This is a genomic window from Shewanella sp. HL-SH8 (assembly GCF_051165765.1).
Classification (GTDB): Bacteria; Pseudomonadota; Gammaproteobacteria; order Enterobacterales; family Shewanellaceae; genus Shewanella; species Shewanella glacialimarina.
In genome coordinates this window covers 2,216,730-2,238,298 of sequence record NZ_CP195039.1, presented here as the reverse complement: position 1 = coordinate 2,238,298, position 21,569 = coordinate 2,216,730, and the positions used below count along the sequence as shown (strand labels likewise).

The window sequence follows — 21,569 nt, the reverse complement described above, 5'->3', positions numbered from 1 at the left end:
GTATAGTGATTTGTTTTTCTTTTTAGCTATTAATAAGAGTTCAAGCAGTATGTATCAAAAAACGGTGACCATCATAGCGCCACACGGGATTCACACTCGCCCGGCAGCATTACTGGTGAAAGAGGCCAAAAGTTTCGATTGCGATGTCATCGTAGAATGCAACGGTAAGCAAGCTAGCGCTAAAAGCTTATTTAAATTACAGACACTCGGTTTATACCAAGGCGTTGAAGTCACGGTAATCGCCCAGGGCGAACAAGCTCAACAGGCCGTTGAAAGGGTTTCAGAACTACTTATCACCTTAAGCTAAGAGGTTATCATGCAAGTTAATGGCATTGTGGTTTCAACAGGTATCGCCTTTGGGCATGCGCTCAATATTACCACCCAGCCTCAACCGCTTGATCTTCGTTTGTTACCCCTTTCTAGTATAGAAACTGAAAAAAAGTCGTTAAACACCGCAATTAGTAAACTGATAAAATACTTACAAGACTGCCAACAACGTGTTTGCCCAAGTTGTGACAATTTTCAACTTATCGATGCCGATATATTGCTACTTGAAGATGATGAGTTATTAACTGACATGCAACAACATATTGTGCAATATCGCGTCAGTGCCGCTGTTGCCATCGATAGAACCTTTAATGATCAAGCGCAAGTCATCGCAGAAATGGCAGACCCTTATCTTGCTAACCGTAGTCAAGATATTTTGTTACTCGGTCAGCGCCTAATAACCATATTACAGGGTGCTAACCAACACGACTTATCCAAACTGAGCCAAGATACCATCTTATTAGCAGACGATCTTACCCCTGGTGATTTTGCTATGCTGCCACTCGAGTTTATTAAAGGGATAGTGCTAGAGTCTGGCGGTTTAACAAGCCATACAGCCATTCTTGCTCGGTCCGCCGGTATTCCTGCATTACTTAATTGTCCTTGGTCTAGTCAAGATGGCCATATTACAGATGGATCACCGCTGATTTTAGATGGCATGAGTGGTGTTTTATATATCAATCCAACACCGACTGAATTAGCCTCTTTACAGCTAAAACAAGCTCATCACCTTGAGCAACAACAAGCGCTAATGACTTACAAAGATATGCTGAGTCAAACCCGTGATGGCCATCCACTTATATTACGCGCTAACGTCGGTAGCCTAAATGATATCAGCTCATTAATGCAGGTAGGTGCTGAGGGTATTGGCCTGTTTAGAACTGAGTTTTTATTGATGAACGCTAAAGCGTTACCGGATGAAAATCAGCAATACAAATTATATTCTGAGGCTATGCACGCACTCAGTGGGCAAATGCTATCGATTAGAACATTTGATGTCGGCGCAGATAAAGAGATCCCCTGTTTACATCAGCATACCGAAGACAATCCCGCTTTGGGGGTGAGAGGTATTCGTTATAGTTTGCAGCACCCAGAAATGTTTATGGTGCAAATTAAGGCTATTTTACGGGCTGCTAGTCACGGTCAAATTCGATTAATGTTTCCAATGGTGAGTCAACTTGAAGAGCTGCAACAAGCGCTTGAATTAATAGAGCAAGCTAAGCAACAACTGCGTGAACAAGGCGCCCGCTTTGGCTCAGTAGAATATGGCATAGTGGTTGAAACACCCGCTGCCGTATTAGCATTAGCAAGTATGTTACCGTATTTAGATTTTGTCAGTATTGGTAGTAACGACTTAACCCAATATACCCTTGCCGCTGACCGAACTAACCCTAAGCTTGTCAGCAGTTATCCCACTTTGTCTCCTGCGGTAATAAGGCTTATCGCCATGACAATCAGTGACTGTCAAGAGGCTAATGTTAAGGTCTGTTTATGTGGGGAACTGGCAGGAAATGAGCACGTCTTACCTTTATTGATGGGCATGGGATTAAATGAGTTAAGTATTAACCCCAGTAATCTATTAGCGGTAAAATCCCGAGTCATTAATGGTAATTACCACACATTTTTACAACATGCACAACTGGTTAAACAACTAAAAACCAATGCAGCCATTGACGAAGCGATAAAAAAGTTTAACTTAGACAATTAACATTAAATCAGTTTAACAATTGCCCTAGTTTAATACGCTATAGCTCTAAAATAGATGCTTTATTGAGATAATATAAAGCCTAATACTGAAACAACAAAATAAAATACATTAGCCAAAGCTTATGCATAGAGCAAAGCTTAACCATTGGCACCTAATAGGTATAAAGTGATATACAGTTCGCTGTGTACTATAACCATAAAGATAACGACATAATAAGAGGCTTGTTCTAATGGGATTTTTAAGCCGTATTCGACGACTAATATCTGGTCAAACTGAACTCACTGGCGGCATTGCTATTTTAGCGCCAGTATCAGGTCAAATTGTGCCAATTGAGAAAGTACCCGGCGTGGTATTTGCTGAAAAAATTGTAGGTGATGGCATTGCCATTAATCCTGAGGGTGAGTTTATTGTCGCGCCAATTGACGGCACGATTGGTAAAATTTTTGAAACCAACCATGCATTTAGCATTGAATCTGCCCAAGGATTAGAATTGTTTGTCCATTTTGGTGTAGGGACGGTTGAGCTGCGCGGTAATGGCTTTAAGCGCCTTGCTGAAGAAGGCCAACAAGTTAAAGCCGGCGATCCTATATTATCGTTCGACTTGGCTTTTTTACAAGGTCAAGTAGAAAGCTTATTAACCCCTGTGGTACTGGCCAATATGGAAGACATTAAAGGCTTAGATAAATCTCCTCAAGGTTATGTCACCGCCGGTAAAGATGTGATTTTCACTGTGCAGTTGTCTTAATAAAAACGCTATAAGGCGTAACCTATGAATGTTAAATGCAGATCGAGTATCTGCATTTTTGCTTTTATAATTGGGTATATTAAGATTAAATTTTTACATGATTGAATTTTATTCAAATGCACGTCTTTATCTTGTTCAAGCCAAATCACAATGCCACAATACTAACTAAATTGTTGTTTCATTAATTTAGCTTACAAAAGAGCTTAAATGCATTCATTAATCGCTTTCATTTACAACATTTAACAGCGTAACGAATAATTTAGCTAAGGGAGAATTCAGGTTGAAGTTATATGGTATCAAGAATTGCGACACGGTTCGTAAAGCGCGTAAATGGTTAGACGCCAACAAAATAGAACATCAATTCCATGACTTTCGTGAGCAGGGCTTAGATCAAGATACTGTCGCTAAATGGTGTAAAACCTTGGGATGGGAAACCGTATTCAATAAACGTAGCACCAGTTTTAGAAGCTTAGATGACGCGGAAAAAACAGATTTGACCGAGCAAAAAGCAATTGCATTAATGCTACAACACCCTACCCTGATCAAGCGTCCGGTGTTAGATAATCATTCAACTATTATGGTTGGCTTTAAAGAAGCTGACTATCAAGCGTGGTTTACCAAATGAGTCAAGTTATCGATTTAGCCAAAGATTTACTATCACGTAAATCTGTTACCCCACTTGATGAAGGCTGCCAACCGCTTATGGCTGAACGTCTTAGCAAAGTCGGATTTAATATTGAGTCGATGGTATTTCACGACACCACCAATTTATGGGCACGTCGTGGCACTGAATCTCCGGTTTTTTGTTTTGCGGGCCACACCGATGTAGTACCAACAGGCGATTTAAATCGCTGGCATACCCCGCCCTTTGAGCCAACCGTAATAGACGGTTACTTACATGGACGTGGCGCCGCTGACATGAAAGGATCATTAGCTGCTATGGTCGTCGCTACTGAACGCTTTGTTGCTAAACATCCCGATCATAAAGGCTCTATTGCCTACCTAATTACCAGTGATGAAGAAGGCCCATTTATTAATGGCACCCCAAAAGTCATCGAAACCTTAGAAGCGCGTAACGAAAAAATTACCTGGGCATTAGTGGGCGAGCCTTCATCTACACATAAACTCGGTGACGTCGTTAAAAATGGCCGTCGCGGAAGCTTAACGGGCAATTTAACCGTTAAGGGCATTCAAGGCCATGTTGCCTATCCTCACCTTGCAGATAACCCTATTCATAAAGCCACTCCTGCATTAACTGAGCTGGCACAAATGCACTGGGATAGCGGCAATGAGTTTTTCCCGCCAACCAGTTTTCAAATAGCCAATATTAATGGCGGCACAGGGGCATCAAATGTGATCCCTGGTGATCTTCAAGTGATGTTTAACTTCCGGTACTCAACCGAAGTGACTGCCGAAATATTAATACAACGGGTGTTAAGTATTCTTGATGCCCATGGTTTAGATTACGATATAAACTGGGTATACAATGGACTGCCTTTTTTAACCGGCGGCGGTCCGTTATTAGAAGCGACCAAACAAAGTATTTTTGAAATTACCGGTTATAACACTGATCCACAAACCACAGGAGGCACGTCCGATGGCCGCTTTATTGCGCCAACGGGTGCGCAAGTTATCGAGTTAGGTCCTGTTAATGCAACCATTCATAAAGTGAACGAGTCTGTGAATATAGCCGACCTTGAGCTACTGACGTTATGTTATGAGCGAATACTGGAAAAACTATTGTGCGACTAGAGCCTATTACAGATTCAAGCATTAACAAAAATGCATTAGCGATCTCACATCCTCACCTTTATGGCTTGGATGACGCACATTTAGTTAAGTTTGAATCTGTTTTATTACAACCAGAAGCCGCAAAAGCATTTTCGACTATGCGTGATGCGGCAAAGCGCCAAGGTATTGATATGGCGATATGCTCAGCTTATCGCAGCTTTGATAAGCAATTATCAATTTGGAATGCCAAAGCTACCGGTAAGCGGCCACTGCTTGATAAACAACATCAACCGCTTCATTTTGAATCCTTATCATCGCAGCAAATTATCGATTCAATCTTAATTTGGTCTGCACTTCCTGGTGCATCTAGGCACCACTGGGGAACAGATATTGATGTATATGACCCCAGTAAGATTGACCGTGATGCATTACAGTTAGTTGCCGCTGAATATCAAGCTAATGGCCCTTGCCATGCTTTATATCAATGGCTACAACAACATGCTAACCAATTTGGTTTTTACTTCCCTTTTCAACAAGGAAAAAGTGGAGTGAGCACCGAAGAATGGCATTTAAGTTATTACCCTGTTGCCAGTCATTACACAGAGTCATATCTGTGCCAGGATTTATATAAGGTTTTTGAATACGCGGAATTCGAATTAAAATCTCCCGTAATGGCTAGGCTAGATGAACTTGTTAACCATTACGTTAAGTTTGTGGCCAACGTGCCAAAATAACCCATTGTAAACATGTGGCGAAACCATTGAGTGCACACCAATTGTTATGTCGAATTAATCTTCAAAAATACAATGAATAACAACCATAGCTACCCTTTTCCCATTTACTGAGTCTTATTATGTTATCCAGTTCAAAGCATTGTTTAATTGACCAACAGCCGCTGCATTTCACTGACATTGGCCAAGGTGATGTCATTGTATTATTACATGGCTTATTTGCTAATAGACAAATCTGGCAAGCTCAACTACAAAGTCTAAGTCAGCACTATCGTTGTATTGCCATTGACTTATGGGGCCACGGTGACAGTAAAAGTATACCTGCCACCACCAAAAACTTACTTGATGTTGCACAGCACATTGCGTCTGCTTTAGCAGAATTAAATATCGAGAAGTACCATATTATTGGCCACGGTTGCGGCGGTGCGATTGCAGCAGAAATGGTGTTAAACGCTCCTGAAAAAGTACAATCGCTGGTAATGATCAACGCATTTATAGGCTTCGAGCCAGAAGTGAATTGTGTTAAATATCAGCAATGGTTAGATATTATGAATGATACTAAAACCATCACTCGCGAATTAGCTGACACTATTAGCCCATTAATGTTTGCTAAAACAAACCAAGATAAGACTGCTGTTGAGCTATTTAGCCAAAAACTGCAAAACATTGATAGCCAACAAGTGCCGGTATTAAGTCGTTTTGCCCATATGGCAATATTTAAGCGCGATACCATGGAGTTAGTGGAACAATTTACCCTACCAACACTGGTGATAGTTGGCGTGGAAAATCATTTACGTACCGTATTAGAAAGTTACTTGATGAGTGATGAAATTAGCGGCGCAAAACTACACCATGTGCAGCTTGCAGGCCATTTAGCCATACAAGAAAAAGCGGATGAGATAAATCAATTATTGATTAACTTTTACCAGTAATGGATCCACTCTGCTTATATTAACCATAAAACCAGTAACACACACTGATGGCGGCAATAATGCCGCCCAAGTCAGCCGCTAAACCACAGCCTAATGCATGACGACCGTTTCGAACACCTACCGAGCCAAAATAAACCGCCAACACATAAAAGGTGGTTTCAGTACTGCCTTGAAAAATAGCCGCTAAACGCCCAGCAAAGGAGTCAACCCCATGATATTCCATGGTTTCTAGCATCATAGCCCTAGCACCTGAGCCGCTAAATGGCTTCATAATAGCGGTTGGCATAGCATCAATAAATCGTGTGTCATAACCCAGCATAGACACTAAACTTGCCAGCCCTTGTAATACATAATCTAACGCGCCTGAAGCCCGTAATAATCCAATGGCCAACAACATAGCTAATAGGTAAGGAATTAATTGTACCGCCTGATTAAAGCCGCCTTTTGCACCTTCAATAAACTCATCATATATTTCGACCTTTTTAATTCCAGCCACTATCACAAAACTCATCACCAGTAATAATAAAATGCCATTACCTAATACACTTGAGACTTGACCGATAGCTTCTGCGCTTAAGCTTAATAAGTAAAACATCGACGCCATGATCAGCGACAATAGCAAAGCACCATAAGCTAAAATAACGCTGTTAAATAATGAAATGCGTTGCACGATTGCCACCACTAATAAACCGGCGATTGTTGAGGCACAAGTGGCTAATAAAATGGGTAAAAAAATCTCCGCTGGTGATGCTGCGCCCTGTTGTGCTCGATATAAAAATACCGTGACAGGCACTAATGTTACTGAAGAAGTATTCAGTACCAAGAAAAGAATTTGAGCATTAGTCGCCACGGTTTTATTCGGATTTAGGCTTTGTAAATCTTGCATGGCTTTTAAGCCAAGCGGCGTAGCTGCATTGTCTAATCCAAGCATATTGGCGGTTAAATTCATGCTAATGCTGCCATAAGCAGGATGTCCACGCGGAACATCAGGCATTAGTTTGCACAGTAATGGCTCAAACAGTTTAGCAAATAACCCTACTACACCGGCTTTTTCACCTACCTGCATTAATCCCATCCAAAGGGCTAATACACCAATTAATCCCAGAGATATATCAGCAGCAAGTTTAGCGCTGGCAAAAAGCGCACTCACAGAATCGCTTAATACGGTCACATTGCCAGATAATAACTGCAATACTATAGCCATTGCTGCAACAATGAAAAAACCTAACCACACTCGATTTAGCACATAATCTCCCTTTGCTTGGCAAATTTACTTTGAAGCGTTTAACGCATTTGTCGCGGCTAGTTTATATCGCTGAATAACCAAGCGGATACATTCCATGATATGATCTCGTTAATTATGCCACGTGAGTAAACAATGTCTGCATTATGGTTCAATTAAATCCAAATTTTATCAAACACATCAGCGATGAATTACCCAAACACCTTTCATTGGATGAGTTTATCGCCATCTGTGACAAACCGCTGCGAAAATCAATTCGAGTCAATACATTAAAAATCAGTCGCGCTGAATTTGTACTATTGATGCAAAAAAAAGGCTGGCTGTTTGAGCCCGTACCTTGGTGTGATGATGGTTTTTGGATTAATGTGGATGATGAGCAACAACTGGGTAATTTAGTTGAGCATATCCAAGGACTGTTTTACATTCAAGAAGCCAGCTCAATGCTTCCGCCAACAGCGTTATTTGATGATATATCGGCTGAACTCATTTTAGATGTCGCTTCTGCACCTGGTTCAAAAACCACTCAGATGGCCGCACTAATGCAAAATAAAGGCTTACTCGTGGCCAATGAGTATTCTGCTAGTCGGGTAAAAGTACTGCATGCCAATGTGCTTCGTATGGGCGCAAGTAATGTGGCGTTAACCCATTTTGACGGCCGAGTATTTGGCGAATATATGTATGATACTTTTGACGCCATATTATTAGATGCTCCCTGTGGTGGTGAAGGTACAGTTCGCAAAGATGCTAATGCATTAAAAAATTGGGATATCAGCGATGTTACCGCAATAGCAGATACCCAGAAAGATCTTATCGAAGCGGCTTTTCTCGCATTAAAGACTGGCGGCACCTTAGTATATTCAACGTGCACATTGAGCCAATTAGAGAATCAGCACATTTGCTATCACCTGCAGCAAACCTATCCTGATGCGGTAGAGTTTGTGCCATTGAATGATTTATTCCCCAATGCGCAAGCCGCCTGTACTCCAGAAGGCTTCTTACATGTATGGCCACAAATTTTTGATAGTGAAGGCTTCTTCGTTGCTAAAATCCGTAAAATAGCTCCGATTGAACGAATTAAAAAACAGCCTAAACTGCAAAAAAACTTTCCGTTTAGCATTGCAACAGATAAACAAACTGAAGCCTTAAGCGACTATTTATTATCTCACTTTGATATCGACTTGCCCCATGAGACTTCTGTCATGCAAAGAGACGATGAGTTTTGGCTATTCCCAAATCAATTTATGCCAATGGTAGGAAAAATGCGTTTCCAACGGATTGGTCTTAAGCTTGCTGATGCGTTAAAAAAAGGCTTTAAGGTCAGACATGAAGCTATCATAGCTTTAGTAGGTTCCACCCTAAACAATCAAAATTGCATTGAGTTAACATCACTACAAGCACAACAGTTTTTGATGGGTAGAGATATTGAAACGGCCAGTTTTAGCCCTGAGCGACAACAGTGGCTCAATCAACATGCACACGGCGAAATGTTAGTTAGTCATCATCAATGTGCATTAGGCGTTGTTAAGCACTTAGGCCATAGACTGAAGAACAATCTGCCACGTGAATTGGTGAGAGACAAAGTGGCTTACACATAATAGCGCTTGTAGCATGTAACTACTGGCACTTGAAACACATGATCTAAAAACACAGCTAACTAAAGCAAAAAGCCTGAAATGATTCAGGCTTTTTTGCTTTTTCATAGTCGACTAATCATCTGATAATTAATGCGTTTATTTAACTTTGCTAAAAAAATAACCGAAAAAAATAAATAAATGATGTTTTTTTAAGCACAAACCCAAAGTGCTGACTATAATTTGTGCAGAGATTAATTCCTCAACTCTAGCGCACGGCTCTGTAAAGAGCCATTTCCCTAGGCCCAAGACAATCGGATCGTTTTGGGTCTTTTTTTTGCAAAAAAATAACTATTTAAACAACGCATAATCTTGTTTAACGACCGATCAACTTCCCGGCATCCTTAAACAAATTAAAGAAGTTCTCTGAAGTGTAGTCCGCCAGATCTTGATACTTTTCACCGCGAAGCTCTGCAACAAACTCCGCCACATCACGAACATAAGCTGGTTGGTTTTCTTGGCCGCGATGTGGCACAGGCGCAAGATAAGGGGAATCTGTTTCAACCAATAATCTATCTTTTGGGACTTTACGGATCACGCTACGTAGCTCACCGGCATTTTTAAAAGTGACAATACCCGAGACTGAAATATAAAAACCCAAATCCATTGCGGCTTTGGCCATTTCCCATGTTTCTGTAAAACAATGGAGCACCCCTGCCACTTTGTCAGCTTGACCATTTTTAAGCATGGCTATAGTGTCTTCTCTGGCATCACGAGTATGGACAATAAGGGGTTTATTGACTTCAACAGCTAAGGCTATTTGTTGTTCAAAACATTGTTGTTGCAGAATTTTAGTTTCATCGGCATAAAAATAATCTAAACCTGTTTCACCAATCGCAATCACTTTAGGATCGGTGGCAAAACGTCTAATTTGATCAACATCTAGGCCTTCTTGAACATCTAAAGGATGTACCCCTGATGATAAAAAAATATTATCAAACTGCGCTACTTTATCGCGCATTTGTTCAAAACCTTGCTGGCGCACATTCACACACAATAGATAATCCACCCCTTGGGCTTTGGCGTTATCCATAATAATTTGTAACGAGGCTTGATCTGGCGCCGCTTTTAAACGGTCCAGGTGACAATGTGAATCAATTAGCATAATAACAGACGAGAATTAGATAAATGGGATGCAGAGGATACCGAGCTACATGGTACAGGTCAAATCACCTGACGATAATTCTTGTGCTAATAACTTTTCAATATGGTGTTTATGGCTTTCAGGGTCGGTTCTAATTTTAATACCAATCCCTGCAGGTCTTCCACCCGATGCGCCAATAGGATTAATCCATACCACAGAGCCTTTAAATTCATTAATTTGGCTAGTGTTAGGTAAACGGTATGCAATGGTGAGCTCTTGACCTAAAAAATGACTTTCTGTAGTTGCCACAAATAATCCCGCCGGTTTAATAAACGGCATATAGGCACGATATAGCTGGTGCAGAGTATCGTAATTAACCACCAAGTCGACCATATTATCTCTTAATTCTCTTATAAAATGATGTGAGTACTTATATTAAGCGGTTTAAGCATAGCACTTAGCTTAATGCTAGCACGTGCCTGAATTGTAAAACATAATTTTGACATAAAGCCTGTGTGTTTACATTAGCCATTGTAGCTAATTTATGGGTCATGTGCATAACATCACCAGCTAATTCAATCACTTTTGATTGAATTAATGGATTTAACTTATTACTTTTTAACACATATTGCCTTAAGTACAAATATAAAACCTTCAAAGCATCTATTATTTGTATATCAGTTAACTTTAACAAACTATTTTGCAAGTGACCCGATTGTAAGCTTGCGGACCAATCTTGTCGATATTCAAGCAATTGCGGGTAATGTTGTGACTTCAGGCTAGCTGCTAACTTTAACGGACCACCTACCACGCCTAAACACCAAGTAACATCATGTCGTTGCCCCTGGGCATTAGCAATTGGTAATAAATCCAGTGCGTCAAGCCAATCAGTTATATGTGTTTTAGTTGGGTGAGTAAAGGCTATTTTTTGGCAACGGCTTGTTATGGTCGGCAATAAACTCGCTGGGGTATCGGTTTGTAATAATAATAACGTATTCGCGCCAGGTTCTTCTAATGTTTTAAGCAGGGCATTGGCCGCGGCAATGTTCATCCGTTCGCTTTGCTCTATTACAGCAACACGAGCACCTGACTGCTGTGCGGTATGCAGTAATGATTGACATAACTCGCGTATTTGATCGACTTTGATTTGATTGCCATCACTGCGAACCCAATGTAAATCGGGATGATTACCTGATTTGCATAACAAGCATGCTTTACATATACCACAAGCGCCCACTGGGGTTTTGTCGATACACAATGCCATTTGGGCCATTTCAGTAGCCAGTTCGATACCCCCTAACGCAATATCGACAGGGATAAGCTGGGCATGACTATGCTGATTTTGGTAACACAACTTAGCGAACAGCTCAAATGGGGTAGCCAACCAAGGTAGTTGTGTCAAAGTATAGTCTGTCATCTTGTTACCCCTTGTATCAGCGATTGCTTAAGGCAGTTTTACTGCTAATAATCTTTTGGTTAATTTATCGCGAATATCTTGATGTACTTTGTCGATTGACTGACTTGCATCAATAACAATAATGGACTCGTCTTCGGCTGCAAAGGCTAAAAAGGTAGCACGGGCACGTTCAAAAAATGCAATATGTTGTAACTCAATTCGGTCCAGTGCACCCCGGGCAGATGCGCGTTGTAAACCCAGGCTAGGGTCAATATCTAAATACAGGGTTAAGTCAGGTTTAAAGCCATGCAAACTTGCATCACTAATGGCTTTAACTAATGGCATTAAGCCTCTGCCACCGCCTTGATATGCTAGCGATGATAAATTGTGACGATCACCTAATACCCATTGCCCTTTGGCTAATGCAGGCTTAATCACATTAGTAATTAACTGGGTACGTGCTGCATAAAATAGTAAGCATTCTGCTTCATCGCATAAGGGATCGTTTTCATCGGCAATTTTAACTAAGTCGCGAATTTTTTCAGCCAGAGGTGTGCCGCCAGGTTCTCGGGTACATACTGGTGTTTGACCTGTATGTTCAGTAATAATGCTTTGAACTAAAGACACCGCACTAGATTTACCAGCACCCTCTAGGCCTTCGATAACAATAAATTGTCCTAATTGTTGACTCATTTTTTCTTTCTCTGATATTCATTTACAGCACGGTTATGTTCTTTATAAGTAGATGAAAAAATATGACTGCCATCATTTCTTGATACAAAAAACAAATAATTCACTTTGGCCGGGTTTGCTGCCGCATATAAAGACGCCTTGCTTGGAGCCGCTATCGGTGTAGGGGGTAAGCCATCAATTCGATAAGTGTTAAAAGCGGTTTTCTCTAGTATGTCTTTCTTAGTAATATTGCCTTTATATCTGTCGCCCATACCATAAATAATGGTGGGATCCGTTTGTAAACGCATGCCCTTTTTCAAACGATTATTAAATACTGCACTGACCCAATTACGTTCTTCATCTTTAGCGGTTTCTTTTTCGATAATTGAAGCAATAATCAGCAGTTCATAGGGCGAGTTTAATTTTAGATCAGGATCACGCTGTTCCCAGGCTTGCGCCAAATGAGTTTGCATCATTAAGTAACTGCGTTGCATCATTGAAAATAACGTTTCATCGACACGATAGTGATAAGTTTCAGGGAAAAACTTACCCTCAGGTAATCCTGTCGTATCGCCATTTGCTTCAAGTACTTTAATAAACACATTCTCATCATATTGCATGTGTTCTAGACCTTGTAATACTGGTATCCATTCCTTAATGGTTTTACCTTCAACAAATGTCACTGAAAATACCATTTCTTGGCCTAATCTCAGTCGGTTGATAAAATCCACCAGCTTATCGCCTGGCACCATCTGATAAAGCCCAGCTTTAATATCGCCTAAATAAGGTTCTAGTTTGACTAACAAGCGCACTTTCCAGCTTTCAGTAATAATGCCTTGTTGTTCTAATTCCTGGGTTAATTTCAGTAAAGATGTACCAGATGTCACGGTAATGATTGTGGGTTCCGTCAGCGTTAATGGCTGATTTTTGTATTGCAAAATATCTTTTGCATACCAATAAGCCACTAAACACATAATGGCTAAAAGTGGAATTAAACTGGCTAACAATCGGGTTATTATTGTTGTTTTCATAGACATCTAATTAGGTGAATGATTCTTGTTGGCACAAGTAAAGTGCCTTAGCTTAATAGCGTTTGCAACTGCTGTGCAATAGCTTGCGTGTGAGACCATGGCTGATAGCTGTTTTTATCGACTCGTACAACATCAATAAGGCCGAGCAAACTATTACTCATCATAATAGCATCAGCCATTAATACACTATTACTGTTTAGCTGAGTCGCATGAACTGCAACACCCCGTGCTAACATGATGTCAATCACAGCTTCACGCATTGCACCACTCACACCAGCTTGATTAATCGCAGGAGTAAACACTTGATTATCTTTAACTATAAAGATATTCGCCATTGAGGCTTCAATCAAATATCCCTGAGTATCGTAGACTAACCAATCATCAAATCCAGTGGGTAAAGTATGTGATTTTATCAGCACTTGCTCTAACCGATTAAGGTGTTTAATACCCGCTAACAGTGGTTGTCGAGCTAAAGTGACTGGTGAGGTAGTTAACGCAACGCCACTTTTTTGCCAAGATTTATAATGCTCAGGTATTTCATGTACTGAGGTGATTTCGGTAATATTGGCTATTTCAGGCGCTTGATAACCACGGCCACCAACACCACGAGTCAGCAGTAATTTGACACATGCATTGGGATAACTACTGGCGAGATAAATTAAATGCTTGCGTAATTGACTAGATGCAGACCAATTAAGGTTAAGTCGTTTACTGCCTTGCTCCAGTCTAGTTAAGTGTAAATCTAACAACATAATGCCAGCTTTGATGGACGTAGAAGGATAGGTTCGCATAGTCGCAAACAGACCATCGCCATAAGCTAAACCACGATCAAACGGGTTGACGCTTGCCATATGTTGTTGATTTACCCAAACTTGCGTCATTTATCGTCCTGACTTATCCGGCTGGCTACGGCATCTTGCTGGTTGTTATATTTTGCACTTTTACGTTTATTGTATGGCCGCGCCACTGGACCGCTTAAACGCTCAAAATTTAATGCACCAATGGTCATGCCAGGACGAAGCGCCAATGGCAATTTACCACTATTGAAAAACTCTAATACAATCTTGCCTTGCCAACCGGGATCGATTCGATGGGCGGTAACATGAACCATTAAGCCTAATCGGGCTAATGATGACCTGCCATCTAACCAACCGACAATATCGGCCGGTAAGGTAACAGTTTCAAGGGTAACAGCTAAAGCTAATTCGCCAGGATGAAGAAAAAACGCTTCACCGTCAGCAATATTAATTTTATCGCCCATCACCTTATCCAAGGCAACTTGCATTTCAGCGGCAGGACCACTTAAGTCAATATAGGGTGCAGTATGATCTTGAAATACCCTAAACTGGCTGCCAAGGCGGACGTCAACACTGACACCTGAAATAGCTTCAACTGGAGGTCTTGGGTCAATAATAATCAACCCATCATCTAAGCTTTGTTCTATTTCGATATCGGTTAAACGCATTAGCACAACCTTAATTAAGTAATCGAGCCTTTAATAGTGAGTGATGTTACTTAGCCAGCAAGTGTTGAATACGTGCCTTTAATATATCGGTTGCGATACGATTTTTGCCACCACGGGGCACAATGATATCGGCATATTGCTTTGACGGTTCAATAAACTGTAAAAACATCGGACGTACTGTTTTCTTGTATTGTGAGATAACCGATTCCATTGTTCTACCACGTTCTGCAACATCTCGTGTTAATCGCCTTAAAAAACAGATGTCTAGTGGTGTGTCCATGAACACACTGGCATCCATGAGTTCACGTAACTTAGGATCGGTTAGTAACAAAATCCCTTCTAGAATAATGACTTTTTTAGGCTGCATTTCGAGCGTTTCAGATATACGAGTATGTTCGGTGTAACTATAACGTGGAATGTTAACAGCCTCACCACGTTTTAATGTTTCTAAATGGCTAGCAAGCAGTTGATGGTCAAGTGCTTTAGGGTGGTCATAGTTGGTTTGAATCCGCTCATCCATGGTCAAATGAGATTGATCACGATAATACGCATCTTCATTGATAACCCCTATTTGGTTGGTGCCCAGATCACGGCAAAGCTCTTGAAAAATAGTATTCGCAATTAAGCTTTTACCTGATGCCGATGCACCGGCGATACCAATAATGACACACTGTGGAGAATTCATGCTTTGACCTTACTCGTCGTCCGATATACTAATAGAAACAGTTGATTTAACTTGTTGTAATGCTAATTGCGCGCCTAACTTGCGCGCAATTTCACGATAAATACCAGACACTTCAGAATCAGGCTCAGTGACCACGCTAGGCGCACCATTGTCCATCGATTCACGAATATTAATATTTAACGGCAACGCCCCTAATAATGGCACATTATAGCGTTCAGCAATTTTACTTCCGCCATGGGTTCCAAATGGGTGTTCTTTGTGACCGCACTCTGGGCATAAATGAAAGCTCATGTTCTCAACAATACCGAGTACTGGAATTTGTACTTTATTGAACATGCTAATGCCTTTTTGCGCATCGGCTAAGGCAATATCCTGTGGCGTAGTTACAATTACCGCGCCACTTACGGGAAATTTTTGCGATAGGGTTAATTGAATATCACCTGTACCTGGCGGCATATCTATAATCAGATAATCTAATTCTGGCCACTGGGTTTCATTCATTAATTGTACTAATGCGCCTGCTGCCATTGGCCCACGCCATACAGCAGCCTCACCATCACCTAGCATAAAACCAATTGATTGTGCTGCAATGCCGTGAGCCGAAGCGGCTGTCATCATTTTGCCGTCGGGGCTTTGTGGACGAAAATTTGGAATACCTAGCATAAGCGGAATCGATGGACCATATATGTCGGCATCTAAAATGCCCACTTCTGCCCCTTCAGCTTTTAATGCTAAGGCTAAATTAACTGCTGTAGTTGATTTACCAACGCCACCCTTGCCTGAGGCAATAGCAATGACTTGTTTGACATTTTTTATCGGTTCAACAGAGGTAATGGCTGAATAAACCCGCGGCTGAAAATCTATTTCACATTCAACTTCGTCAATGGCATCTAGCACTGCAAGTTTATTGGTTATAGCCATCACGGTGTCGCGATATTGAGTCATACAAGGGTAAGGATATACCAAACCTAATTGTAATCTTTTACCTTCAATGGCTAATTTTACAACACAACCGGCAGAGACTAAGCCTTGTTTTAAATAGGGATCTTGATGTGCATCTAAAATGGCAAGCACTGAGGCTAATAATTGTGCATCAAGTTGATAATCAGGATAGGAAATAGACAAAAGCATGACTCCCGTTGACAAATTTGTGCAAGTGTATCAGAACTTCATTATTTTTTAGTTATAAATACACCTTTTTAGTGCATGTTTTGGTGAAAATATTGCATTTTTCAGTTAGTATCTTGGCAATATTTTTAGCGAAATTCGATGTTGAGAAAAAATGACCCAATCACAACGTAAAATTCTGGTTACCAGCGCCCTTCCTTATGCCAATGGCCCAATTCACTTAGGCCACATGCTTGAATACATTCAAACTGATATCTGGTCTCGCTATCAAAAGTTGCGCGGACATGAATGTCACTTTATTTGTGCAGACGATGCCCACGGCACGCCTATCATGCTTAAAGCTCAGCAACTTGGTATTGCACCAGAAGAAATGATTGCGCAAGTTCAAGAAGAACATCAACAGGATTTTGCTGATTTCAATATTCAGTTCGATAATTTCCACAGCACCCATAGTCCTGAAAATCGTGAGCTGGCCAGCAGCATTTATTTGAAACTTCGCGACGGCGGCTACATCAAAACCAAGACTATTTCACAGCTATTTGATCCTGAAAAGTCGATGTTTTTACCAGACAGATTTGTAAAGGGAACCTGCCCTAAATGTAAGTCTGAAGATCAGTACGGTGATAACTGTGACAATTGTGGCGCAACCTACAGCCCTACAGATCTTATTAATCCTAAGTCTGCGGTTTCTGGTGCAACACCAATAATGAAAGACAGCGAGCATTTCTTCTTTGACCTACCGGCATTTGAAGGCATGTTGCATACCTGGCTTAATTCAGGTTCATTGCAACCTGAAGTGTCTAACAAGCTAAAAGAGTGGTTTGAGCAAGGCTTGCAACAATGGGATATTTCTCGTGATGCGCCCTATTTTGGTTTTGAAATACCTGATGCCCCTGGTAAATACTTCTATGTATGGTTAGATGCACCAATCGGTTACATGGGCTCTTTCAAAAACTTCTGTGATAAAAACCCTAGCGTTAACTTTGATGAGTTTTGGGCCAAAGATTCAACCGCAGAGGTTTATCACTTCATCGGTAAAGATATTGTCAATTTCCATGGTTTATTCTGGCCAGCAATGCTTCATGGCGCTAACTATCGCCAACCGACCAGCGTTTTTGCCCATGGGTATGTGACTGTGAATGGCGCGAAAATGTCTAAATCAAAGGGCACCTTTATTAAGGCGCGTACTTATTTAGACAATTTAGACCCTGAGTTTTTGCGTTACTACTACGCGGCAAAACTGAGCAGCCGTATTGATGACTTAGATTTAAACCTTGAAGACTTTGCGCAGCGTGTTAACTCTGATCTTGTCGGCAAATTAGTCAACCTAGCATCACGGACAGCTGGCTTTATCAGCAAACGTTTTGATGGCAAGTTAGCGACCATTGAAGATAACAGCCTAGCTGAATTATTCTTGGCCAAACAAAATCAAATTGCAGAGTTTTACGAAACCCGTGAATATGGTAAGGCAATGCGTGAAATCATGGCATTGGCTGACATAGCCAATGCTTTTGTGGCTGAGCAAGCCCCTTGGCAGTTAATTAAGCATGAAGACCAGCAGCAACAAGCGCATCAAGTGTGCTCTATTTCATTAAACTTGTTCCGTATCTTAGTGACTTACTTAAAGCCGGTATTACCGCGTTTAAGCCAAGATGTTGAAGCATTTTTACAAGTTGAATTAACCTGGGAAAACCTAGGTAGAGATATGGCTAATCATGAAATAGTGCCTTTTAAAGCGATGATGCAACGTGTGGACCTAGACAAAGTTGCTGCTATGGTTGATGCCTCTAAAGACAACTTACAAGTTACCCAAGCTCCTGAAGAAGTAAAACCTAAAAAGGCTGCTAAAGCTGATAAAGCACCTGTAAAAGTCAGTACAGGTAATCCGCTACAGGATGACCCAATCAGTGACACGATTGAATTTGATGATTTTGCGAAATTGGATTTGCGCATTGCCCGCATAGCCAAAGCTGAACATGTGCCTGACGCAGACAAATTGCTTAGGCTTGAACTTGATTTAGGCGGCGAGACTAAACAAGTGTTTGCCGGTATTAAATCAGCCTATGCGCCAGAAGACCTAGTGGGTAAGTTGACTGTCATGGTCGCCAACCTTGCACCTCGAAAAATGCGTTTTGGTATGTCAGAAGGCATGGTATTAGCTGCAGGTCCTGGTGGTAATGAGTTATGGATTCTTGAGCCCCACGAAGGTGCTCAACCAGGAATGCGAGTCAAGTAATCACTGCAAACAGTTTCTATGATGTTGGTGAAATACAATTAATGGCTATGCCATTTAAAAGCCAGAAATATTTACTTCTGGCTTTTTTGTTTGTTTTTTCTACAAAAATAGCCGTTAATTTAAATTATTCTAAGTTATTACCATAAAATGTGTAAATAAATTACCATTTCCCTTTATTCGCTATTGCAAACAACATCAATAGCGGTTAAGTTTTATGGCATAGAAGTTTACGGCCGTATGAACGGTAACTTCATCAGAATTTATCAAGATAACCACTTGGGTATCTTCATTAACATTATTAAGAGACAAACAATGATATTCATCCTAGCTACTATAATCCATCATCACCACCATATGCGGTAGCCTTCGGATGCTTACTGCCGAGGGTCTATTTCCCTTCCGGCGGTGAAACTATCACAAACCCCTGGAAGCAATTTCAGGGGTTTTTTGTTTTCTTAAGTTTGCTTTTTATTTTTAACTAATTGTTTTTATATTTAAAATCTTACTATTTATTTTCAACTTTATTATACAGGTATATATCAATGACTGAATCAAACCGTTTACGCATCGCTATTCAAAAATCAGGTCGCTTATCTAAAGAGTCACAACAACTGCTGAAAAGCTGTGGTGTGAAGTTTAATGTAAATGAGCAGCGCCTTATCGCCCACGCCGACAATATGCCTATCGACTTACTTCGAGTACGTGATGATGATATTCCAGGATTGGTGATGGACGGCGTCGTTGACCTAGGTATTATCGGCGAGAACGTTCTAGAAGAAGAACAGTTAGAACGTCAACTGGTCAACAAGCCAGCTGACTTCACCAAATTACGTGAACTTGACTTTGGTGCCTGTCGCCTATCTCTCGCAGTGCCTAATGAATTCAGCTACAAGGATGCCAGCTCATTAGAGGGTCTGCGTATTGCCACTTCATACCCCAATATCCTTCGCCGTTTTATGCAAGAAAAAGGTATTAGTTACAGCGACTGTATGCTCAAAGGTTCAGTTGAAGTCGCACCACGTGCAGGTCTATCCGATGGTATTTGTGACTTAGTGTCAACGGGTGCGACCCTTGAAGCCAATGGATTATATGAAACTGAAGTCATTTACCGCTCAATGGCCTGCATCATTCAATCTAATCAAACTCAAACACCGGCTAAGCAAGCGTTAATCGACAAAATACTGTCACGAGTTAATGGCGTTATCCGCGCACGTGAAAGCAAGTACATCCTGTTACACGCGCCAACAGCCACTTTAGATCAAATTGTGGCTTTATTACCAGGTGCAGAAAATCCAACTGTATTACCGCTTAATGATGATTCTAATCGTGTTGCTGTGCATGCAGTCAGCTCTGAAGATTTATTCTGGGACACAATGGAGCAGTTAACGGCCTTAGGTGCCACCTCTATTTTAGTAATGCCAATTGAAAAAATGATGGGGTAATACTGATGACCATGACACAATCACCATTACAGTCTTCATCACCAATGCAAATCCTTAATTGGAATAGTTTATCTGCTAACCAGCAAGTTGCGGCATTAAAACGCTCACCTTTGGTGGGTGATAACAGTGTTGAGCAGCTAGTTCGCAGCATTATCGAACAAGTGGTATTAGATGGTGATGCGGCTATTTCTAAATTTAATCAGCAGTTTGATGGCGCTATCATTGATGATCTTGCCCTAACAACTGCAGAGATAGATTCTGCCAGTGCTAGAGTGTCAGACAAGGTAAAACAAAGCATTGCCCAGGCAGTTGCTAATATTGAAGCGTTTCATCAGGCACAAATATTTAAGCCGATTGATATTGAAACTCAAGTAGGCGTGCGATGTGAGCTTAGATCTGAAGCGATTGAAAAAGTCGGCTTGTATATTCCAGGTGGCACTGCCCCACTTATATCAACAGTAATGATGCTGGCCCTGCCCGCTAGAATTGCCGGTTGTGAGCAACGTGTATTAGTTAGCCCACCGCCAATCAATGATGCGATTATTTATGCGGCTAAGGTGTGTGGTATTACCGAGATTTATCAAGTCGGTGGTGCTCAAGCCATCGCCGCTTTGGCATTTGGTACAGAGACTATACCTAAAGTCGATAAAATATTTGGCCCAGGTAATCGTTATGTTACCGAAGCTAAACGCTTAGTGTCACAAGATAACCGCGTCAGTGTCACCATTGATATGCCTGCTGGACCGTCTGAAGTGTTGGTGATTGCCGATGACCAAGCCAATCCTGCTTTTATTGCAGCGGATTTGCTGTCACAAGCTGAGCACGGCGTGGACTCGCAAGTGATGTTGGTGACCAACAGCGTAGGGCAAGCTGATGCTGTGAATGCTCAGCTCACTATTCAACTAGCACTGTTACCACGACAAGATATTGCCGCCAAAGCACTTGAATGTAGCCGAAGCTTAGTGGTTAATGATCTCGCTCAAGCGGTACAAGTATCCAACCAATATGGCCCGGAGCACTTAATCGTTCAAACTGAAAACCCACGGGCTTTGCTCAGCACTATCCGTGCTGCAGGTTCGGTTTTTCTAGGTGCATACACACCAGAATCCGTTGGCGATTATGCCAGTGGCACTAACCATGTGTTACCCACTTACGGTTATAGCCGAGCGGTATCGAGTTTATCACTAGCGGATTTTAGTCGGCGCTTTACAGTGCAAGAACTCAGCGCAGAAGGCCTGAAAAACATTGGCCAAACCGTGATGACCTTAGCCGAAAATGAACTGTTAGATGCGCACAAGAATGCCGTTGCAATTAGGTTAGCAAGCTTAGAACAATAACAGTAATCTTGGCGCTGTGATGATAAATCCATCGTTGACAGCAAT

21 protein-coding genes are annotated in these 21,569 nt (G+C 41.3%); 11 read left to right on the top strand and 10 right to left on the bottom strand.

Annotated elements, in window-relative coordinates:
- The first annotated feature begins 49 nt into the window (after positions 1 to 49).
- The 7 genes from ACRWQN_RS09940 (at position 50) to ACRWQN_RS09910 (ending at position 6,174) form a co-directional block, all read left to right on the top strand.
- Positions 50 to 307, top strand: coding sequence for an HPr family phosphocarrier protein (locus tag ACRWQN_RS09940; protein ID WP_434929023.1), 258 nt, complete (start codon positions 50 to 52; stop codon positions 305 to 307).
- 9 nt (positions 308 to 316) lie between these two features.
- Entirely contained in the window at positions 317 to 2,035 is a 1,719-nt protein-coding gene (gene ptsP, locus ACRWQN_RS09935; protein ID WP_434937505.1) for a phosphoenolpyruvate--protein phosphotransferase, read from the top strand.
- Positions 2,036 to 2,264: 229 nt separating this feature from the next.
- Positions 2,265 to 2,780 carry a PTS glucose transporter subunit IIA gene (gene crr, locus ACRWQN_RS09930; RefSeq protein WP_434937503.1) on the top strand — a complete coding sequence of 172 codons (516 nt, stop codon included), beginning with the start codon at positions 2,265 to 2,267 and terminating at the stop codon, positions 2,778 to 2,780.
- A 280-nt stretch (positions 2,781 to 3,060) separates the two neighbouring features.
- Positions 3,061 to 3,405 (top strand): ArsC family reductase, encoded by a 345-nt coding sequence (locus ACRWQN_RS09925; protein WP_434925962.1) that lies wholly within the window; start codon positions 3,061 to 3,063, stop codon positions 3,403 to 3,405.
- The gene (gene dapE / locus ACRWQN_RS09920; protein WP_434937501.1) at positions 3,402 to 4,532 is read left to right on the top strand and encodes a succinyl-diaminopimelate desuccinylase; all 1,131 of its coding nucleotides are present in this window, start codon (positions 3,402 to 3,404) and stop codon (positions 4,530 to 4,532) included. Before ACRWQN_RS09925 ends, dapE begins: the two co-directional genes overlap by 4 nt.
- Entirely contained in the window at positions 4,523 to 5,245 is a 723-nt protein-coding gene (locus ACRWQN_RS09915; RefSeq protein ID WP_434937500.1) for a M15 family metallopeptidase, read from the top strand. The genes dapE and ACRWQN_RS09915 overlap by 10 nt, the downstream gene beginning before the upstream one ends.
- A gap of 119 nt (positions 5,246 to 5,364) precedes the next feature.
- Positions 5,365 to 6,174 (top strand): alpha/beta fold hydrolase, encoded by an 810-nt coding sequence (locus ACRWQN_RS09910; RefSeq protein ID WP_434925959.1) that lies wholly within the window; start codon positions 5,365 to 5,367, stop codon positions 6,172 to 6,174.
- A 19-nt stretch (positions 6,175 to 6,193) separates the two neighbouring features.
- Here the strand turns inward: ACRWQN_RS09910 and ACRWQN_RS09905 are convergent, their stop codons facing one another.
- A complete protein-coding gene (locus ACRWQN_RS09905; RefSeq protein WP_434937498.1) occupies positions 6,194 to 7,420 on the bottom strand; it encodes a nucleoside recognition domain-containing protein in 1,227 nt (408 codons plus the stop codon).
- A gap of 143 nt (positions 7,421 to 7,563) precedes the next feature.
- On the opposite strand from ACRWQN_RS09905, the gene rsmF reads away from it, so the two are divergent.
- Positions 7,564 to 9,012 (top strand): 16S rRNA (cytosine(1407)-C(5))-methyltransferase RsmF, encoded by a 1,449-nt coding sequence (gene rsmF / locus ACRWQN_RS09900; RefSeq protein ID WP_434937496.1) that lies wholly within the window; start codon positions 7,564 to 7,566, stop codon positions 9,010 to 9,012.
- Positions 9,013 to 9,364: 352 nt separating this feature from the next.
- On the opposite strand, the gene ACRWQN_RS09895 is transcribed toward rsmF, so the two are convergent.
- From ACRWQN_RS09895 to apbC, 9 genes are all read right to left on the bottom strand, one after another.
- Positions 9,365 to 10,153, bottom strand: coding sequence for a TatD family hydrolase (locus ACRWQN_RS09895; RefSeq protein ID WP_434937494.1), 789 nt, complete (start codon positions 10,151 to 10,153; stop codon positions 9,365 to 9,367).
- Positions 10,154 to 10,198: 45 nt separating this feature from the next.
- Positions 10,199 to 10,525, bottom strand: a complete 327-nt coding sequence (locus tag ACRWQN_RS09890; protein ID WP_226410088.1) for a PilZ domain-containing protein — start codon at positions 10,523 to 10,525, stop codon at positions 10,199 to 10,201.
- A 64-nt stretch (positions 10,526 to 10,589) separates the two neighbouring features.
- Entirely contained in the window at positions 10,590 to 11,549 is a 960-nt protein-coding gene (gene holB, locus ACRWQN_RS09885; protein ID WP_434937493.1) for a DNA polymerase III subunit delta', read from the bottom strand.
- Positions 11,550 to 11,576: 27 nt separating this feature from the next.
- Positions 11,577 to 12,221: a dTMP kinase gene (tmk, locus tag ACRWQN_RS09880; protein WP_434937491.1), complete on the bottom strand. Its 645-nt coding sequence runs from the start codon at positions 12,219 to 12,221 to the stop codon at positions 11,577 to 11,579.
- Complete coding sequence (gene mltG, locus ACRWQN_RS09875) at positions 12,218 to 13,231, bottom strand: endolytic transglycosylase MltG (RefSeq protein WP_434937489.1); 1,014 nt, start codon at positions 13,229 to 13,231, stop codon at positions 12,218 to 12,220. Before mltG ends, tmk begins: the two co-directional genes overlap by 4 nt.
- Before the next feature lie 47 nt (positions 13,232 to 13,278).
- Positions 13,279 to 14,112 (bottom strand): aminodeoxychorismate lyase, encoded by an 834-nt coding sequence (gene pabC, locus ACRWQN_RS09870; protein WP_434937487.1) that lies wholly within the window; start codon positions 14,110 to 14,112, stop codon positions 13,279 to 13,281.
- Positions 14,109 to 14,696, bottom strand: coding sequence for a dCTP deaminase (gene dcd / locus ACRWQN_RS09865; RefSeq protein ID WP_226410093.1), 588 nt, complete (start codon positions 14,694 to 14,696; stop codon positions 14,109 to 14,111). Before dcd ends, pabC begins: the two co-directional genes overlap by 4 nt.
- A 46-nt stretch (positions 14,697 to 14,742) precedes the next feature.
- Positions 14,743 to 15,381 carry a uridine kinase gene (gene udk / locus ACRWQN_RS09860; RefSeq protein ID WP_434925951.1) on the bottom strand — a complete coding sequence of 213 codons (639 nt, stop codon included), beginning with the start codon at positions 15,379 to 15,381 and terminating at the stop codon, positions 14,743 to 14,745.
- Between the two features lie 9 nt (positions 15,382 to 15,390).
- A complete protein-coding gene (gene apbC / locus ACRWQN_RS09855; RefSeq protein WP_434937485.1) occupies positions 15,391 to 16,512 on the bottom strand; it encodes an iron-sulfur cluster carrier protein ApbC in 1,122 nt (373 codons plus the stop codon).
- A 151-nt stretch (positions 16,513 to 16,663) separates the two neighbouring features.
- Here apbC and metG point away from each other — a divergent pair, with 151 nt between their 5' ends.
- The 3 genes from metG to hisD all read left to right on the top strand — a co-directional run bounded on the left by metG (position 16,664) and on the right by hisD (position 21,524).
- Entirely contained in the window at positions 16,664 to 18,745 is a 2,082-nt protein-coding gene (gene metG, locus ACRWQN_RS09850; RefSeq protein WP_434929871.1) for a methionine--tRNA ligase, read from the top strand.
- A 542-nt stretch (positions 18,746 to 19,287) separates the two neighbouring features.
- Positions 19,288 to 20,187, top strand: coding sequence for an ATP phosphoribosyltransferase (gene hisG / locus ACRWQN_RS09845; protein ID WP_434929872.1), 900 nt, complete (start codon positions 19,288 to 19,290; stop codon positions 20,185 to 20,187).
- A 44-nt stretch (positions 20,188 to 20,231) separates the two neighbouring features.
- Positions 20,232 to 21,524 carry a histidinol dehydrogenase gene (gene hisD, locus ACRWQN_RS09840; protein ID WP_434940633.1) on the top strand — a complete coding sequence of 431 codons (1,293 nt, stop codon included), beginning with the start codon at positions 20,232 to 20,234 and terminating at the stop codon, positions 21,522 to 21,524.
- Positions 21,525 to 21,569 lie beyond the last annotated feature (45 nt).

Bases quoted from the DNA above. Each gene is read 5' to 3' on its own strand.
- pabC (WP_434937487.1), bottom strand. From the start codon at position 14,112: ATGACGCAAGTTTGGGTAAATCAACAACATATGGCAAGCGTCAACCCG.
- hisD (WP_434940633.1), top strand. From the start codon at position 20,232: ATGCAAATCCTTAATTGGAATAGTTTATCTGCTAACCAGCAAGTTGCG.
- rsmF (WP_434937496.1), top strand. From the start codon at position 7,564: ATGGTTCAATTAAATCCAAATTTTATCAAACACATCAGCGATGAATTA.
- ptsP (WP_434937505.1), top strand. From the start codon at position 317: ATGCAAGTTAATGGCATTGTGGTTTCAACAGGTATCGCCTTTGGGCAT.
- dapE (WP_434937501.1), top strand. From the start codon at position 3,402: ATGAGTCAAGTTATCGATTTAGCCAAAGATTTACTATCACGTAAATCT.
- apbC (WP_434937485.1), bottom strand. From the start codon at position 16,512: ATGCTTTTGTCTATTTCCTATCCTGATTATCAACTTGATGCACAATTA.
- ACRWQN_RS09910 (WP_434925959.1), top strand. From the start codon at position 5,365: ATGTTATCCAGTTCAAAGCATTGTTTAATTGACCAACAGCCGCTGCAT.
- dcd (WP_226410093.1), bottom strand. From the start codon at position 14,696: ATGCGTTTAACCGATATCGAAATAGAACAAAGCTTAGATGATGGGTTG.
- udk (WP_434925951.1), bottom strand. From the start codon at position 15,381: ATGAATTCTCCACAGTGTGTCATTATTGGTATCGCCGGTGCATCGGCA.
- crr (WP_434937503.1), top strand. From the start codon at position 2,265: ATGGGATTTTTAAGCCGTATTCGACGACTAATATCTGGTCAAACTGAA.
- tmk (WP_434937491.1), bottom strand. From the start codon at position 12,221: ATGAGTCAACAATTAGGACAATTTATTGTTATCGAAGGCCTAGAGGGT.
- ACRWQN_RS09890 (WP_226410088.1), bottom strand. From the start codon at position 10,525: ATGGTCGACTTGGTGGTTAATTACGATACTCTGCACCAGCTATATCGT.
- mltG (WP_434937489.1), bottom strand. From the start codon at position 13,231: ATGAAAACAACAATAATAACCCGATTGTTAGCCAGTTTAATTCCACTT.
- metG (WP_434929871.1), top strand. From the start codon at position 16,664: ATGACCCAATCACAACGTAAAATTCTGGTTACCAGCGCCCTTCCTTAT.
- holB (WP_434937493.1), bottom strand. From the start codon at position 11,549: ATGACAGACTATACTTTGACACAACTACCTTGGTTGGCTACCCCATTT.
- ACRWQN_RS09940 (WP_434929023.1), top strand. From the start codon at position 50: ATGTATCAAAAAACGGTGACCATCATAGCGCCACACGGGATTCACACT.
- hisG (WP_434929872.1), top strand. From the start codon at position 19,288: ATGACTGAATCAAACCGTTTACGCATCGCTATTCAAAAATCAGGTCGC.
- ACRWQN_RS09895 (WP_434937494.1), bottom strand. From the start codon at position 10,153: ATGCTAATTGATTCACATTGTCACCTGGACCGTTTAAAAGCGGCGCCA.